The following is a 16,133-nucleotide window of genomic DNA, read 5'->3' on the forward strand; positions in this document are numbered from 1 at the left end:
GCGTATTCTTTCGTCGACTGGCGGCAGGTAAAGAGACAGAAAATTTTCGTAATCTGTAAGCAAACCCACGCCGCACAATCGCCCCCCTTGCTTTCCACTTTCTCGCGAATCAAACCGTTCACCGCCACTCAGTCTTAACATGCGCTATGGCTGTGGTTTCGCCTCTGGTTCATCAGCGATATCCCCCGTATGTCGGCCCTCTTTGGTTCCCTGCCAGCCATGACGCTGAACCACGGACAGATGCGCCCGGTCTTCGCTGATAATCTCCGTCAACATTGCGCTGGTCCGCTTAAAGACATCCGCTCTGGCCTGAGCGGTGTTATCCACCCCGGCCATTTCCTCGACCATCTGGGTATTGAACTGGCGGAAAAGATCGGCCCGCTCACGCGCTTCATAAGGCCCCAGTCCGAGCCCTTCGAGCGCCAACCGCCCGGCTTTCAACGCCGCTTCAAACGTTTCACGCTCCGGCTTCTCAACGCCTGCCTGACGCAAGCGGATGTAGTGATCGACATCGCGGGCACGGGCAATAATACGCAGCGTCGGGAAATGGGTTTTCGCCAGCTCAGTCAGTTGCAGGTTAGCCTGCGGATCGTCAATCGCATTGATCAGCACTTCGGCTTTTCCGGCACCGGCTGACTCCAGCAGATCCACGCGCGTCGCATCGCCATAAAAGACCTTCATGCCGAATTTGCGCAGCGTTTCGATATGATCCGGGTCGTGATCGAGAACGACCATTTTGACTCCACTAGAGAGTAGCAGACGCCCGGCAATTTGGCCGAAGCGGCCGAATCCGGCCACAATGACCCGCGGTTCATCTTCGTCAATCTCATCGGCTTCCCGCGCTTGTCCGGTGACTGCGCTTTCCAGACGCGTCAGCAGGACTAACAGCACAGGCGTTGCCGCCATAGACAAAGCGACCGCCAGCGTCAAAGCTTTGACCCATTCCGGGTCGAGCACGCCTGCCATTTGTGCTGCACCAAAAACCACAAACGCGAATTCACTCCCCTGCCCCAACAGCGCCGCAAACCAGCGACGTTGCTTACCAGGGACGTTCAGCGGGCGGGCAATCAGCCAGAGGACCACGGATTTAATCACCAGGAAACCGACCAGCAGAAGCAGGATACGCAGCGGATGAATGACCAGGGTGCCAAAGTCTATCGACATGCCGACGCCGATAAAAAAGAGCCCCAGCAGCAGGCCTTTAAAGGGTTCGATATCGCTTTCCAGCGCATGACGGTATTCCGAGCTTGCCAGCAGCACGCCCGCCAGGAACGCCCCCATCGCCATGGAAAGCCCGGCCTCTTCCAGCAATAAACCGAAACCAAACACCAGAAACAGTGCCACGGCGCTGAATACTTCACGTAATCCGGAGCGGGCAACAAAACGCAGTGCCGGACGCGCGACATAGCGCCCCAGCACGACCACCAGCGCCAGCGCGCCAACCACTTTCAACGCCGACAGGGCAAACGCCCCCACCGTTGTGGATGCGCCACTGCTGGCCAAAAGCGGGATCATCGCCACCAGCGGAATGGCCGCGATATCCTGGAAAAGCAACACGGAAAAGGCACTACGCCCCATTTGCGAGACGGTCAGGTTACGCTCATTCATCGCCTGCATGGCAATCGCGGTTGAGGAGAGCGCCAGCGTCAGGCCGATAAGCAGCGCCACCGGCCAGTCGAGCCCCAGTACCATACAAAACACCCCCAACAAAACGCCGCAGGAGGCCATCTGCAACGCGCCGCCGCCAAAGACCGACACGCGCAACTTCCACAGTCTCTGGGGATCCAGCTCAAGGCCAATCACAAACAGCATCAACACCACGCCGATTTCCGCGAAGTGGAGAATAGATTCAGCGTCAGTCACCAGCCGTAAGCCCCACGGGCCAATAATACAGCCGGCGATCAGATACCCCAGCACGGACCCCAGCCCCAGGCGTACCGCGATCGGCACGATGAGCGCGGCCGCCCCCAGGTAAATCAGCGCCTGAATCAGCGTATGACTATCCATGGTGGGCCTCCTGCCAGTCGAGCAACACTTGTTTGTAGTGGCGAGCCTGCGCCTGCAGGGTTTCGTCGTCGCAAATGAAGGTACAGTGGGTCGCAAACGGCGGCAGCCATTTCATACCGCAATAGAGCGCCGTGGCCTGTAAGGGCTGCCCCAGCACATCAAACCCAGGGTGTGAACCGATATCAAAGTGTTGATCCCCACCCCCGGTGGTGACCGCCCACAACAGGCTTTTCCCCTGCAGCGCGCGTGCGCCATGACCATAGGCCCAGCCGTGCGCCAGGACTTTATCAATCCAGAGTTTAAGCAGCGGCGGTACGCTGTACCATTGCATGGGATGTTGCCAGACAACCAGCTCGGCGCGGCTCAGCGCCTCCTGCTCGGCGGCAATATCAATATTGAAGTCGGGATAGAGATGATAAAGAGAGCGGATTTCCACCCCCTCCAGAGTCCCTGCATGCTCAATCATCCGCTTATTCGCATGGGAATAGTGCGGATAGGGATGGGCATAAATTATCAGAATCATCGATTAGCCTGTTTTCACTGCCTACTTTTTTGTTTGAGTGTAGACAGTTAATCGTCGTGCTAACAGCGACAATCTGTGCGGGATTGGCTGACACCAACGCAGTGCCTGCCAGAATCGCGGTTAAAGCCGCGCAGGCGCGAGCGTCGGCATAATGCCTGAGCGGTGGCTTACGGATCTGAGTAAGTCAAAAAAAATCCCGCGCAAATGGCGGGATGCTTTCTGTCATAGAGCGGGATTAATTATCCAGTTCACTCATGTTTTTCACCTGATCGCGGTTAATCTGCTCGGTTTTACCGGTTTCCGCATTTTTGTAAGAGACCAGGCCGGTGTCACTATCGATTTCCGGTTTGCCATCAGTCACGATAGTTTTGCCATCGGTGGTTTTAACGGCCTGGTTAGACGAACAACCGGCAACGGTAAAGAGTGTGGCGGCAGCAAACAGTGACGTTAATAACAGTTTCGATCGCATGGTGTTCTCCCCTGCTTTTCAGTCGTTTTCAGTTAAATACAGGTTTATTGTAGATTAACTGACTGACCTTAAAAGAAAATGCAGAACACTCTGAAGGTTTACCTCAGTATAAAGACTTGCGACGAATCGTCATGCTACTCGTCTGGGTAAGCGTCAATCCTCGTGTCTCCGGTGCAAAAGCGATGGAAATGAGCAGGCCAAAAAGCGAAATTCCCGCCCCCATTAGCATGACGTAATTGATCCCATATTTAGTGATAAAAATCGGCAGCGCCCAGGTAGAAAGAATGGTGCCAATTCGGCTCAGGGACATAATGACGCCAACGGCAGAGGCGCGAATATCGGTCGGGAACAGCTCATTCGGGTAAAGCCACTGGAGGTTTCCCGGCCCGCCGGAGAAAAAGGCATAAGCCGCAAATGCCGCTACCACCAGCCAAATCCCCATGTCAGGAATCAATCCCAGCACGGCCAGCGCGAGTGTCATCACCATAAAGCTGCCGATCAGTAATGGTCGCCTTCCCATGCTGTTCAGCCAGTACATCGGCGGAATGCAGCCCAGCATAAAGAACAAGCTGATGACCACATTGCCCAGCGCCGCGCTTTTCCCGACACCCAGCCCCAGCAGGCCGACAATCTGCGGACCAAAAGTATAGATGGCAAACATTGGGATCACCTGACACGTCCAGATGGCGGCAACAAACAGAACAAATGGGAAGTGACGGCGATTAAACAGCTGTAAGAAGCGAGTTTCTTGCGGCGGTTCGTCATCAAACGCCACAGGTTCGCCAAACAGTTTAATCATCATCTCCTCACACTCTTTCACCCGCCCTTTACGCAAAAGCCAGCGCGGAGATTCCGGGAGATCAAAACGGCCAATCAGGATCATGATGCAAGGAATCGCCGCACTCCCCAGCATCCAGCGCCATCCGCCTTCCACATCGTACAACCAATATCCGACCAGGTCGGCACAGGTCGCGCCGACGTACCACATCGCAGCGATAAAGCTGATTGAAAACGCGCGCTGGCGGGTACTGGAAAACTCGGTGATCATCGAGGTGGCGATAGGATAATCGGCGCCTATTACCACGCCAATCAACACGCGCATCACCAGCAACTCCATGGGGGAAGAAACAAACATCGTCGCCACCGATATCACCCCAATGGCGATGATATCAATGAGGAACATTTTTCGTCGTCCCACTTTGTCTGAGATGTAGCCAAACAACGATGTGCCGACAAACAGCCCCGCCAGCGTCCCCGCCCCCAGCAGCCCCAGCCATTGGGCATCCAGCTTCAGTGCAGGCGTGAGCTGTTCCAGCGCAACACCAATCATCACCAGCACATACCCATCCAGGAAAGGTCCGCCGCTGCCCCACAGCATGATGCGACGGTGGATAGATGAGAACTGGATATCATCAAAATTTCTGGGCTGCTGCATAGCGACTTCCTGTTTCAATACGGCAAAGCGTCATTTGTCAGCCGAATAACGCATTTACGCCGCCATCCGATAAAGGTCATTGCCGGATAGCGACACGGTTGTGCCTTATCCGGCCTGTGGGTGCGTAAACCTGTACTCGTTATCCGTAGCGAAACTCAACACCAAAGGTACCGCGTGGGTACTCCCACTTCTCCAGCGCCCCATCAAGCCCCAGAATCCGACACGTGCCGCACTCCAGGCATCCGGCGTAATCGAAGCGCACGCTGCCGTCATCCTGCTTTTTATACAGCCCGGCGGGACACGCTTTAATAAGCACCTCCAGCACCTGCTTATCCGGAGACGTTTTCAGAATGATGTGTGGATTCTCTTCATCCACATTGAATTTGTTGACGCCCAGTTTGACGTCCACATTAACGGGGGAAGTCATAGTACGCTCGCTCCTTTGATGCCATCCTTCATCAGATTGATAAAGCCGACCTTCTTCGCATGGCGCAGGATTTTCTTACGCATCGGTACCGGCGCGCTACCGTCAACGGTAAACAGATCGCGGGCGATGCCCACTGCCATTTCCGGATAGCGGCTAAACATACGCGGATTATCGAGGAAGGCCGGTAAACGCTGATACATACGCATGTCCCGCATCGGGCCGTTATCAAGATGCTGACGATACGCCGCGAGTCCCTGACGGCTGAAATCATGGTTTTTCATGGCGCAAAGCACTGTTTTCGCTGCGGCCTCTCCTGCCGCCACGGCCAGATCCATCCCGCGAATGGTGAACCCGAGATTCATACACATTCCGGCGGCATCGCCAGCGATCAGCACGCCGTCACCCACCAGCTCAGGCTGCATGTTCATTCCCGCTTCAGGAACAACGTGTGCGGCATACTCCACCATCTTTCCGCCTGCGATTAACGGTGCGACTGCGGGATGCTGTTTAAAATCTTCCAGCATTTGCGGAACTGATTTCTTCGCGTCTTTCAGATGATGAAGACCGCAAACCAGCCCCAGTGAGAGGGTAGTTTTATTGGTATAGAGGAAGCCGCCCCCCATCAGACCATCGGTAGGAGAACCCGCGAACAGACAGGCGGCACCTTCATTTCCCTGTAACCCGAAGCGATCCATAATGACCGATTCAGGCAATTCGATAAGCTCCTTCACCCCCACCGCAACGTGTTCAGCGCTAACGCGTTTCGCCATGCCTGATTTTTCTGCCAGCAGCGAGTTGACCCCGTCAGCCAGGATCACCACGTTGGATTCGATAATGTCGCCGTCGGCCTCAACGCCCACGACCTTACCGTCGCGCTGAACAAGATTATCCACGCGAATACCGGTGATCAGCTGTGCCCCGGCCTCTTCCGCCTGCGCCATCAACCAATTATCGAATTTACTGCGAAGCACTGAGTAAGAGGCTTGAGACGGCACGGCCTCCTCGCCATTGAGATAGTCCACGGTCATCGCCCCGTTATCGGTCATAAAGGCGAGTTTTTCATGGGTAATTATTCGCTCAATGGGAGCCTTCTCTGCAAAGCCCGGAATAATGCGCTCCAGGCTATGGGCATAAATACGCCCGCCGGTGACATTCTTCGCACCGGCGGAATTACCCCGTTCGATCACTAAGACTTGCGCCCCTTCACGGGCAAGAACCAGCGCCGCGACCGAACCGGCGAGTCCGGCACCCACGATGATGGCATCAAAGATATCTTCGGACATACTCACTCCCTGTCAGCGGCAGAGCCAGCTTCCGGCTCTGCCCAAATAGATCAACGCGCCAGTGCCGTTGTCAGCGCAGGCAGGATCTTCATTGCATCCCCGACGATGCCATAGTCTGCGTACTGAAAGATCGGTGCGTTCTTATCTTTATTAATGGCAAAAATAGTCTGTGCGCCGTTAGCCCCGACCATGTGCTGGATCTGCCCGGAGATCCCCACGGCCAGGTACAGTTCCGGTTTAAGCATCAGATTTGAGATGCCAACATAACGCTGGTGCTCCATCCATTTCTCGTTTTCAGCCACCGGACGGGAACAGGCCAGTTCCGCGCCAATGGCCTGACATAATGCCTGCGCCAGAGAAATGTTCTCCTTGCTGCCAATACCGCGTCCAACGCTGACCACCAGCCGTGCTTTGTCGAGATCAACGCTGTTGCTCTGACGGGCCTGCGTCGCCGTACGCGTTACAGCAACGTCCGGCGTCTGCCATTGCACACTATGCGTTTCGCCACGGCGTGAAATGTCCGGTTGCTGCGCTTCAAACGTACCGCTGCTCAGGGTCATCACGGCAAAAGGGGAATGAATGGTTTCTTCACCCATGGCCAGACCGCCATAAACCATATGTTTAACCGTTACGTGGCCATCCTGCTGAGTCACGGCACTGGCGTCATTCGCAATAGCCGCGGCGAGGCGATAGCCCAGCTTTGCCGCCAACAACTTGCCGCGACGGGTATTGGGGAGCAGTACCAGGCCTGCATCGCTCTGCTGGCGAATGGTCTGCGCCATCACGCCCGCAAAGTCTTCCACGAGGCGATCGTCTGGTTTACCGCTGAGTTGCCATACATGATTCGCACCCAACTGGATGGCTGTCGTGCCTTCTGCATCGCTTTGTACAAACGTATTAATTTGTTCACCTAACGCCTGCGCGCCGCTCATCAGTTCCGGCAGACGAGAAGGGGTATCACTGAATACCCAGACATGAGAAAACGTGTTCATAATATCCCCTGATTATTAAATGACTTTGCGCAGACTATCGACAAACGCGGCGATCTGTTCTTCACCATCCCCTTCAATAACAATGCGTTGACGCTCACGCTGTTTTGGTGCTGCGACCTTCTGCGTGGAGTACACGCCAGGCGCGCTGAAACCGATATCTGCCGCAGACCAGACCTGCACCGGCTTTTTCGCGGCATTCAGAATCGCTTTCATTGACGGAATCTGTGGAGCATTAATGTCTGTCGAGACCGCCACAACCGCAGGAAGAGGAATCGTCAGGGTTTCAATTTCATCTTCCAGTTCACGCTCAACGGTAAGCGTACTTTCCGTCAGGGAGAGAATTTTATTCACGCCGTTAATAGCAGGAATGTTAAGCATTTCGCCCACTAACAGACCGACCTGCTGTGCGTAAAGATCGGAAGATCCATCGCCGCAGATAATGAGGTCAAAGCCAGATTTTTGTGCAGCGGTAGCCAAAGCGGCGGCGGTAGAGTGTGGGAGCGCCTGTTCAAACTGCTCATCAATCACAACAATCAGCTCATCCGGGCCGCGCGAAAGTACGTCTTTACGTCCTTTCACATTGGTCAGTGCCTTGCCGCCCACGCTCATGGCGATCACTTGCGCTTCTCCGGCCTGCTGTTTTAACTGACAAGCGGCTTCAATGGCATTCAAATCGTATTGGCTAATTTTGGCATCCGCTTTACTAATATCTAACGAACCATCCGCGTTATTGATCGCAATATCCTGTTCATCAGGTACGCATTTGTAACAAGTAATTATCTTCATTGCCTCTCCAGAAATCATGAAGGAATCGTCGTCCATATCGGTGATGGTAAATACAGATATCACATCATTTAATTACGGGATAAAACATTAATCACCAATATTGAAAATGTCACACACTGATAAATGGGAGTTTCAATATTGCTAGCTACTTCACCAATATTGAAAAAACGATTCCAGCATATAAATTTCAATATTGTTTCAGGGATCACCAATATTGAACATTGAGGGGATAAAAAAACAACAAAAACCAACACAACACATTGTTTTAAAACAAATAAAAAACCAAAACAGGCGAAGCGAAAACCGACAGAAAAGTGTGATTAAAATAACAGAATACACTGTAACGAATACCCATCATGGAGTACTTCCCGAGGTATCGCTGAGGTTAAAAAGTCGGTAAATAAACGCTCACAAAAATGAACATAAATATAACAAATGGGAACGAAATATAAATCCATTATGATACTGGAATTCGAAAATGAAAAATGACAAGAGAAAATCAGGAATAGAGCCAAAGGTTTTTTTTCCACCACTCATTATCGTCGGAATACTTTGCTGGCTAACTGTTAGAGACCTTGATGCCGCGAATGTAATTATTAATGCAGTATTTTCGTACGTGACAAATGTCTGGGGATGGGCATTCGAGTGGTATATGGTCGTGATGCTCTTTGGCTGGTTCTGGCTGGTTTTTGGTCCCTACGCTAAAAAAAGATTGGGCGACGAGAAACCCGAATTCAGCACCGCCAGCTGGATCTTCATGATGTTCGCCTCCTGTACCTCCGCAGCCGTGCTGTTCTGGGGATCGATAGAGATCTACTACTATATCTCTACGCCACCGTTTGCCTTAGCACCCAACTCTACCGGCGCAAAAGAGCTTGGCCTTGCCTACAGTTTGTTCCACTGGGGACCGCTACCATGGGCTACCTATAGCTTCCTGTCCGTCGCTTTCGCCTACTTTTTCTTTGTTCGCAAAATGGATGTGATCCGCCCCAGCTCAACGCTTGTGCCCTTAGTTGGCGAGAAGCATGTGAAAGGGTTATTCGGGACTATTGTCGATAACTTCTATCTTGTGGCACTGATCTTCGCAATGGGCACCAGCCTCGGTCTGGCTACGCCGCTGGTCACCGAATGTATGCAGTATCTCTTCGGCATCCCGCATACGCTGCAACTGGACGCGATCATTATTACCTGCTGGATCATTCTGAATGCTATCTGCGTGGCCTGTGGTCTGCAGAAAGGGGTGAAGATCGCCAGCGACGTGCGTAGCTACCTGAGCTTCCTGATGCTCGGCTGGGTGTTCATCGTCAGCGGCGCCAGCTTCATCATGAATTACTTCACCGATTCCGTCGGTATGCTGTTGATGTATCTGCCCCGTATGTTGTTCTACACCGATGCAATCGGCAAAGGCGGATTCCCGCAAGGCTGGACCGTTTTTTACTGGGCCTGGTGGGTAATATACGCCATCCAGATGAGTATCTTCCTTGCCCGTATATCTCGTGGCCGTACCGTTCGTGAGTTGTGCTTCGGAATGGTGCTGGGCCTGACGGCCTCCACCTGGATCCTGTGGACCGCGCTCGGCAGCAACACGCTTCTGCTGATGGATAAAAACATCATTAACATTCCGAACCTCATCGCTGAGCATGGCGTGCCACGCGCCATTATCGAGACCTGGGCCGCCCTGCCCCTGAGTACGGCAACAATGTGGGGCTTCTTTATTCTCTGCTTTATTGCCACCGTCACGCTTATCAACGCCTGTTCTTACACGCTGGCCATGTCGACCTGTCGCGAAATACGCGACGGTGAAGAGCCGCCTCTGCTGGTACGTATCGGCTGGTCGATTCTGGTTGGCGTTATCGGGATTGTGCTGTTGGCTCTCGGCGGGTTGAAACCGATACAAACGGCGATCATCGCCGGTGGCTGCCCTCTCTTCTTCGTCAACATCATGGTCACGCTGTCCTTTATTAAGGACGCCAAAGTGCACTGGAAAGATAATTAATAGAAATCAACCCTATCAAGAGGTTAAAAGATGGACTTTAACTTGAATGATGAGCAGGAGCTGTTCGTCGCCGGTATTCGTGAATTAATGGCCAGTGAAAACTGGGAAGCCTATTTTGCAGAGTGTGATCGCGATAGCGTCTACCCTGAACGTTTTGTAAAAGCACTGGCCGATATGGGCATTGATAGCCTGTTACTCCCGGAAGAACGTGGCGGTCTGGATGCCGGCTTCGTTACCGTGGCGGCGGTATGGATGGAATTAGGCCGCCTGGGCGCACCAACCTATGTTCTCTATCAACTTCCCGGCGGCTTCAACACGGTGTTACGTGAAGGCACCCAGGAACAGATCGATAAGATCATGGCGTTTCAGGGAACAGGTAAACAGATGTGGAACTCCGCGATCACGGAACCGGGAGCCGGATCGGATGTTGGCAGTCTGAAAACCACGTATACCCGCAAAAATGGTAAGGTTTATCTTAATGGCAGTAAGTGCTTTATCACCAGTAGCGCTTATACCCCTTATATCGTGGTAATGGCACGTGACGGTGCGTCTGTGGATAAACCCATTTACACCGAATGGTTTGTCGATATGAGCAAGCCAGGCATCAAAGTTAACAAACTTGAGAAGCTCGGTTTGCGCATGGACAGCTGCTGCGAAATTACCTTTGACGATGTTGAACTGGATGAAAAAGACATGTTCGGCCGTGAAGGTAATGGGTTTAACCGTGTGAAAGAAGAGTTTGACCACGAACGCTTCCTCGTTGCTCTGACGAACTACGGTACCGCAATGTGTGCCTTTGAAGATGCGGCGCGCTACGCCAACCAGCGAGTGCAATTCGGCGAAACGATCGGTCGCTTCCAGCTGATTCAGGAGAAGTTTGCCCATATGGCAATCAAATTAAACTCCATGAAAAACATGCTGCTCGAAGCCGCCTGGAAAGCAGATAACGGCACGATCACCTCTGGTGATGCCGCAATGTGTAAATACTTCTGCGCCAACGCGGCATTTGAAGTCGTTGACAGTGCGATGCAAGTCCTCGGTGGCGTCGGGATTGCGGGCAACCACCGTATTACCCGCTTCTGGCGCGATCTGCGCGTTGACCGGGTATCCGGCGGTTCCGACGAAATGCAGATCCTGACACTGGGTCGCGCAGTGCTCAAACAGTACCGTTAATCGGGTAATAACCCCATCGCGCTGTGATGGGGTTCCAGGGATGCCACACAGGAGTATGTCATGAGTCATCGTTTACCAATGCCCGTGTTTGGACCCCTTGCGGGTGTGCGGGTTGTGTTCTCCGGTATCGAAATTGCCGGGCCCTTCGCCGGACAAATGTTTGCCGAATGGGGAGCAGAAGTTATCTGGATTGAAAATGTCGCCTGGGCCGACACTATTCGTGTCCAGCCCAATTATCCGCAACTCTCGCGTCGCAATCTTCACGCCCTTTCGCTGAATATCTTCAAAGATGAAGGGCGAGAAGCATTCCTTAAGTTGATGGAAACCACAGATATTTTTATTGAGGCCAGTAAAGGTCCGGCATTCGCGCGTCGGGGCATTACCGATGAGGTGTTATGGGAACACAATCCGAAGTTGGTTATCGCCCATCTGTCTGGTTTTGGCCAGTTTGGGACAGAGGAGTACACCAACCTTCCGGCTTATAACACCATTGCACAAGCCTTCAGTGGTTACCTGATTCAGAATGGCGACGTTGACCAGCCGATGCCTGCCTTCCCGTACACGGCAGATTATTTTTCCGGCATGACGGCGACAACCGCTGCACTTGCAGCGCTGCATAAAGTACGTGAAACGGGCAAAGGGGAAAGTATTGATATTGCGATGTATGAAGTCATGTTGCGCATGGGCCAGTACTTCATGATGGATTACTTCAACGGCGGCGAAATCTGTCCGCGCATGACCAAAAGTAAAGACCCCTACTATGCCGGATGTGGTCTGTATAAATGCGCGGATGGCTACATCGTGATGGAACTGGTCGGCATTACGCAAATTGCCGAGTGTTTTAAAGATATCGGGCTGGCGCATATTCTCGGCACGCCAGAAGTCCCGGAAGGAACGCAGCTCATTCACCGCATCGAGTGCCCTTACGGCCCACTGGTAGAAGAGAAGCTGGATGCATGGCTGCTGGCGCACACCATTGCCGAAGTGAAAGCGCGCTTTGCTGAGCTGAATATTGCCTGTGCAAAAGTGCTGACCATTCCAGAACTGGAAGGCAACCCGCAGTACGTTGCCCGCGAATCCATCACCCAATGGCAAACCCTGGATGGCCGCACCTGCAAGGGGCCAAACATTATGCCGAAATTCAAAAACAACCCCGGAAAAATCTGGCGCGGCATGCCTTCACACGGCATGGATACCTCCGCCATCTTGCAGAACATAGGTTACAGCGAAGCAGATATTAAGGAACTGGTAAGCAAGGGGCTGGCCAGGATTGAGGATTAAATGCGTAGCGCTAACGGGATCTTGTAACCACCCGGTTAGCGCTTACGTCTACTTTCAGTGGATAAAAGTGCGATGGATGTTATTGGCGATCAAAACTTACGTCAGATGTGGGACGACCTGGCAGAAGTCTATGGCGATAAAACGGCGCTGATTTTTGAGTCATGCGAAGGTGAAGCGCAGCAGTTCAACTACACCTTCCTCAATGAGGAAATCAATCGCACAGCGAATCTGTTCAACGGACTGGGGATCCAAAAAGGCGATAAAGTCGCGTTGCATCTGGATAACTGCCCCGAGTTTTTCTTTTGCTGGTTCGGACTGGCAAAAATCGGTGCCATCATGGTGCCGATAAACGCCAGGCTATTGCATGATGAAAGTCTGTGGATCCTGCAAAACAGCCGGGCGCGTTTGTTGGTGACCACTGAAAACTTTTATCCCCTTTACCGTCGGATTCATCAGGAAGGTAAAACGCATCTCAATCATATCTGTCTTATTGACCGCAATTTCTGCGTCTCCGATACCGCGGTGAGTGATTTTTACCAACTTAAGCGTGCACAACCCCCTGTCCTTAATTATTCACCAATGTTAAGCACTGACGATACTGCAGAAATCCTTTTCACCTCAGGTACCACATCACGGCCGAAAGGCGTGGTCATTACCCAATACAACTTACGCTTTGCGGGTTATTACTCCGCCTGGCAGTGCGCATTACGTGAAGACGATATTTATCTGACCGCTATGCCCGCGTTTCATATTGATTGCCAGTGTACGGCGGCAATGGCTGCCTTCTCCAGCGGCGCCACCTTTGTACTGCTTGAGAAATACAGTGCACGTGCGTTCTGGAACCAGGTGCGAAAATACCGTGCCACTGTCACCGAATGCATTCCTATGATGATTAGAACCCTGATGGTGCAACCGCCAGTGCCGGAGGATAACCAACACTGCCTTCGTGAAGTGCTTTTCTATCTCAATCTTTCCGTGAAGGAAAAAGATGCGTTTATTGAACGCTTCGGCGTGAGGTTGCTGACATCGTATGGCATGACGGAAACCATTGTCGGTATTATCGGCGACAGACCTGGTGATAAACGGCGCTGGCCGTCAATTGGGCGCACGGGTTTTTGTTACGAAGCGGAAATTCGTAATGATAAAAATCAGCCCCTTCCTCCCCATGAAATCGGTGAAATATGCGTCAAAGGTATTCCGGGAAAAACGCTTTTTAAAGAGTATTTCGAACAGCCGAACGCAACCGCCGCAGCCCTGGATACAAGCGGCTGGTTACATACTGGTGATTCAGGCTACTACGATGAAGAGGGCTTTTTTTATTTTGTCGACAGACGCTGCAATATGATTAAGCGCGGCGGTGAAAATGTCTCATGCGTCGAACTGGAAAATATTATTTCGACCCATCCCAAAATTCAGGATACCGTGGTTATTGGCGTTAAAGACACTATCAGGGATGAAGCTATAAAAGCCTTTATTGTTCTTCATGAAGGCGAAACATTAAGTGCTGAGGAGTTTTTTTCTTTTTGCGCACATAATATGGCGAAATTTAAAGTACCCACTCTCGTTGAATTCAGGAGCGATCTGCCACGCAACTGCTCAGGGAAAGTGATTAAAAAGAATTTAACGTAACTTATTTGGGTGAACGTTAGTTCATCGAGATAAAAATAACGTAAACATTTCATATGTTGCAGAGGTTACATGCCTCTGCAAAGCATAAACATATTTAAAAGGAGTAAAATATGAGTGAATCATTACATCTGACCCGCAATGGACATATTCTGGAAATTACGCTGGATCGCCCTAAAGCCAATGCTATCGATGCCAAAACCAGTTTTTCCATGGGTGAAGTCTTCCTGAATTTCCGCGATGACCCTGAACTGCGCGTAGCCATTATCACTGGTGCTGGCGACAAATTCTTTTCCGCTGGCTGGGACTTAAAAGCTGCGGCTGAAGGCGAAGCACCGGATGCCGACTTTGGGCCCGGCGGATTTGCAGGGCTGACCGAACTTTTTGACCTCGATAAACCGGTCATTGCCGCCGTTAACGGCTATGCCTTTGGCGGTGGATTTGAACTGGCGCTGGCCGCAGATTTTATTATCTGCGCGGAAAACGCCAGTTTTGCCCTGCCAGAAGCCAAACTCGGTATCGTGCCCGACAGTGGTGGCGTCCTGCGATTACCTAAACGCTTACCGCCCGCCATCGTCAATGAGATGGTGATGACCGGCAGACGTATGAATGCTGATGAAGCTCTGCGCTGGGGTATTGTCAATCACGTTGTCAGCCAGGATGCATTGATAAACAAGGCGCGTGAACTGGCGCAACAGCTTATTCAAAGTGCGCCGCTGGCTATTGCCGCGCTCAAAGAGATAACCCGCACAACACGGGAAATGCCGGTTGAGGAGGGCTATCGTTATCTCCGCAGCGGTGCGCTGAAACATTATCCGGGCGTCCTGCACTCCGAAGATGCAATCGAAGGGCCGCTGGCATTTGCAGAAAAGCGCTCACCGGTATGGAAAGGACGTTAATGACACATGAGTTATTACGCCTTTGAAGGCTTGATCCCGGTCGTCCATCCCGAGGCGTATATACATCCGAGCGCAGTGTTGATTGGCGACGTAATTGTAGGCGCGGGAGTCTACGTCGGCCCCCATGCTTCACTTCGCGGAGACTATGGCCGCCTGATCCTTGAACCCGGTTCTAATCTGCAGGATGGGTGCATCATGCACGGCTACTGCGATACCGATACCATCGTATGTGAGAATGGACATATTGGACACGGTGCGATTCTGCATGGCTGCGTGATTGGCCGGGATGCGCTGGTCGGCATGAATAGCGTCATTATGGACGGCGCGATCATTGGCGAAGAGAGTATTGTTGCCGCCATGAGCTTTGTAAAAGCCGGATTTATCGGCACAGCAAGACAATTATTGGTGGGAACACCGGCCCGCTTTATCCGTGAGGTAACCGAAAAAGAGTTGCAGTGGAAGCAACTGAATACCCGGGAATATCAGGATCTGACTCTCCGCTGTCGCTCATCATTATATGAAACGCAACCGTTATGTCAGCCAGAAAAAAACCGACCACGGCTGAAAGGCACAACAGAGGTGAAGCCGAAATCAGTTCAATGATTTTATCAAATGGCGCACCTGCGCCATTTGATAATCGCGCCTAACGGCGCAAACTTTTTGACAACATCATTTGCCATTTCTGTTCCGTCTTCAGTTCTGCCGGAAGAACTACAGGCATATGAGATGTTTTCGTTGCACTGAGAATTTTTTCCTGCGCATTATTCTTCAGCCTGCTATAGATTTGCGCATCAATATTTTTTACGCGCACCAGGCGCTGACACTGGCAACCTCTTCCCTGCAGTTGATTTGGAATTGTCTTGGTCTCACAGCTAATTTCTTCTACCTCAGAAAGAATATAAGAAACCGTATTGATCGCTTTACAGTGGTCCATGTCAAAATGCCTGGCAATCTCTTTGGCGCTGACCCAACGGTTTTCCGCCATTACCCAATCGGCAATTAACAAATAAAGGGGTTTTTCAACATATTCTTTACTCATAAGCACACCATTTTTACAAATTAAAGATCTTGTTATGGTCATGTTTGCCCGAATATCGGCAAACCCATTAACCACATTAAATCTACGGTCAATAAGAAATAGTATGCAGGTTTGATGTTCATTAGTGTGAGCAAAATCGTGCTTGTTACATTAGAAAAAAGGGTAAAAATGACGGACACATGCAGTACGAATGTTAT

15 protein-coding genes are annotated in these 16,133 nt (G+C 51.7%); 6 read left to right on the forward strand and 9 right to left on the reverse strand.

Annotated features, from left to right (window positions below; all coding sequences use genetic code 11):
• Positions 1 to 144: 144 nt before the first annotated feature.
• From kefC to AB182_RS21510, 8 genes are all read right to left on the reverse strand, one after another.
• The gene (gene kefC / locus AB182_RS21475) at positions 145 to 2,007 is read right to left on the reverse strand and encodes a glutathione-regulated potassium-efflux system protein KefC (RefSeq protein ID WP_047371865.1); all 1,863 of its coding nucleotides are present in this window, start codon (positions 2,005 to 2,007) and stop codon (positions 145 to 147) included.
• Positions 2,000 to 2,530 (reverse strand): glutathione-regulated potassium-efflux system oxidoreductase KefF, encoded by a 531-nt coding sequence (kefF, locus tag AB182_RS21480; protein WP_047371866.1) that lies wholly within the window; start codon positions 2,528 to 2,530, stop codon positions 2,000 to 2,002. Before kefF ends, kefC begins: the two co-directional genes overlap by 8 nt.
• A 235-nt stretch (positions 2,531 to 2,765) precedes the next feature.
• Entirely contained in the window at positions 2,766 to 2,999 is a 234-nt protein-coding gene (locus AB182_RS21485) for a YgdI/YgdR family lipoprotein (protein ID WP_047371867.1), read from the reverse strand.
• A 103-nt stretch (positions 3,000 to 3,102) separates the two neighbouring features.
• Positions 3,103 to 4,434: an MFS transporter gene (locus tag AB182_RS21490; protein ID WP_047371868.1), complete on the reverse strand. Its 1,332-nt coding sequence runs from the start codon at positions 4,432 to 4,434 to the stop codon at positions 3,103 to 3,105.
• A gap of 139 nt (positions 4,435 to 4,573) precedes the next feature.
• Positions 4,574 to 4,861 carry a ferredoxin-like protein FixX gene (fixX, locus tag AB182_RS21495; RefSeq protein WP_047371869.1) on the reverse strand — a complete coding sequence of 96 codons (288 nt, stop codon included), beginning with the start codon at positions 4,859 to 4,861 and terminating at the stop codon, positions 4,574 to 4,576.
• Complete coding sequence (locus tag AB182_RS21500) at positions 4,858 to 6,144, reverse strand: FAD-dependent oxidoreductase (RefSeq protein WP_047371870.1); 1,287 nt, start codon at positions 6,142 to 6,144, stop codon at positions 4,858 to 4,860. Before AB182_RS21500 ends, fixX begins: the two co-directional genes overlap by 4 nt.
• A gap of 50 nt (positions 6,145 to 6,194) precedes the next feature.
• Positions 6,195 to 7,136 carry an electron transfer flavoprotein subunit alpha/FixB family protein gene (locus AB182_RS21505; protein WP_047371871.1) on the reverse strand — a complete coding sequence of 314 codons (942 nt, stop codon included), beginning with the start codon at positions 7,134 to 7,136 and terminating at the stop codon, positions 6,195 to 6,197.
• 15 nt (positions 7,137 to 7,151) lie between these two features.
• On the reverse strand, positions 7,152 to 7,922 hold the full coding sequence (locus AB182_RS21510) for an electron transfer flavoprotein FixA (protein WP_047371872.1): 771 nt from the start codon (positions 7,920 to 7,922) through the stop codon (positions 7,152 to 7,154).
• A gap of 478 nt (positions 7,923 to 8,400) precedes the next feature.
• Between AB182_RS21510 and caiT the strand changes: the two genes are divergently transcribed.
• From caiT to caiE, 6 genes are all read left to right on the forward strand, one after another.
• Positions 8,401 to 9,918: an L-carnitine/gamma-butyrobetaine antiporter gene (gene caiT / locus AB182_RS21515; protein ID WP_047371873.1), complete on the forward strand. Its 1,518-nt coding sequence runs from the start codon at positions 8,401 to 8,403 to the stop codon at positions 9,916 to 9,918.
• Positions 9,919 to 9,948: 30 nt separating this feature from the next.
• Positions 9,949 to 11,091, forward strand: a complete 1,143-nt coding sequence (gene caiA, locus AB182_RS21520) for a crotonobetainyl-CoA dehydrogenase (RefSeq protein WP_047371874.1) — start codon at positions 9,949 to 9,951, stop codon at positions 11,089 to 11,091.
• A gap of 60 nt (positions 11,092 to 11,151) precedes the next feature.
• On the forward strand, positions 11,152 to 12,372 hold the full coding sequence (caiB, locus tag AB182_RS21525; protein ID WP_047371875.1) for an L-carnitine CoA-transferase: 1,221 nt from the start codon (positions 11,152 to 11,154) through the stop codon (positions 12,370 to 12,372).
• 72 nt (positions 12,373 to 12,444) lie between these two features.
• Positions 12,445 to 14,001 (forward strand): crotonobetaine/carnitine-CoA ligase, encoded by a 1,557-nt coding sequence (gene caiC / locus AB182_RS21530; protein WP_047371876.1) that lies wholly within the window; start codon positions 12,445 to 12,447, stop codon positions 13,999 to 14,001.
• Between the two features lie 110 nt (positions 14,002 to 14,111).
• Entirely contained in the window at positions 14,112 to 14,897 is a 786-nt protein-coding gene (caiD, locus tag AB182_RS21535) for a crotonobetainyl-CoA hydratase (RefSeq protein WP_047371877.1), read from the forward strand.
• A 6-nt stretch (positions 14,898 to 14,903) separates the two neighbouring features.
• On the forward strand, positions 14,904 to 15,500 hold the full coding sequence (gene caiE, locus AB182_RS21540; protein WP_047371878.1) for a carnitine operon protein CaiE: 597 nt from the start codon (positions 14,904 to 14,906) through the stop codon (positions 15,498 to 15,500).
• A gap of 40 nt (positions 15,501 to 15,540) precedes the next feature.
• On the opposite strand, the gene caiF is transcribed toward caiE, so the two are convergent.
• A complete protein-coding gene (gene caiF, locus AB182_RS21545; protein ID WP_047371879.1) occupies positions 15,541 to 15,936 on the reverse strand; it encodes a carnitine metabolism transcriptional regulator CaiF in 396 nt (131 codons plus the stop codon).
• Between the last annotated feature and the right edge of the window lie 197 nt (positions 15,937 to 16,133).

This window comes from Phytobacter ursingii, assembly GCF_001022135.1.
GTDB classification, from domain to species: Bacteria; Pseudomonadota; Gammaproteobacteria; order Enterobacterales; family Enterobacteriaceae; genus Phytobacter; species Phytobacter ursingii.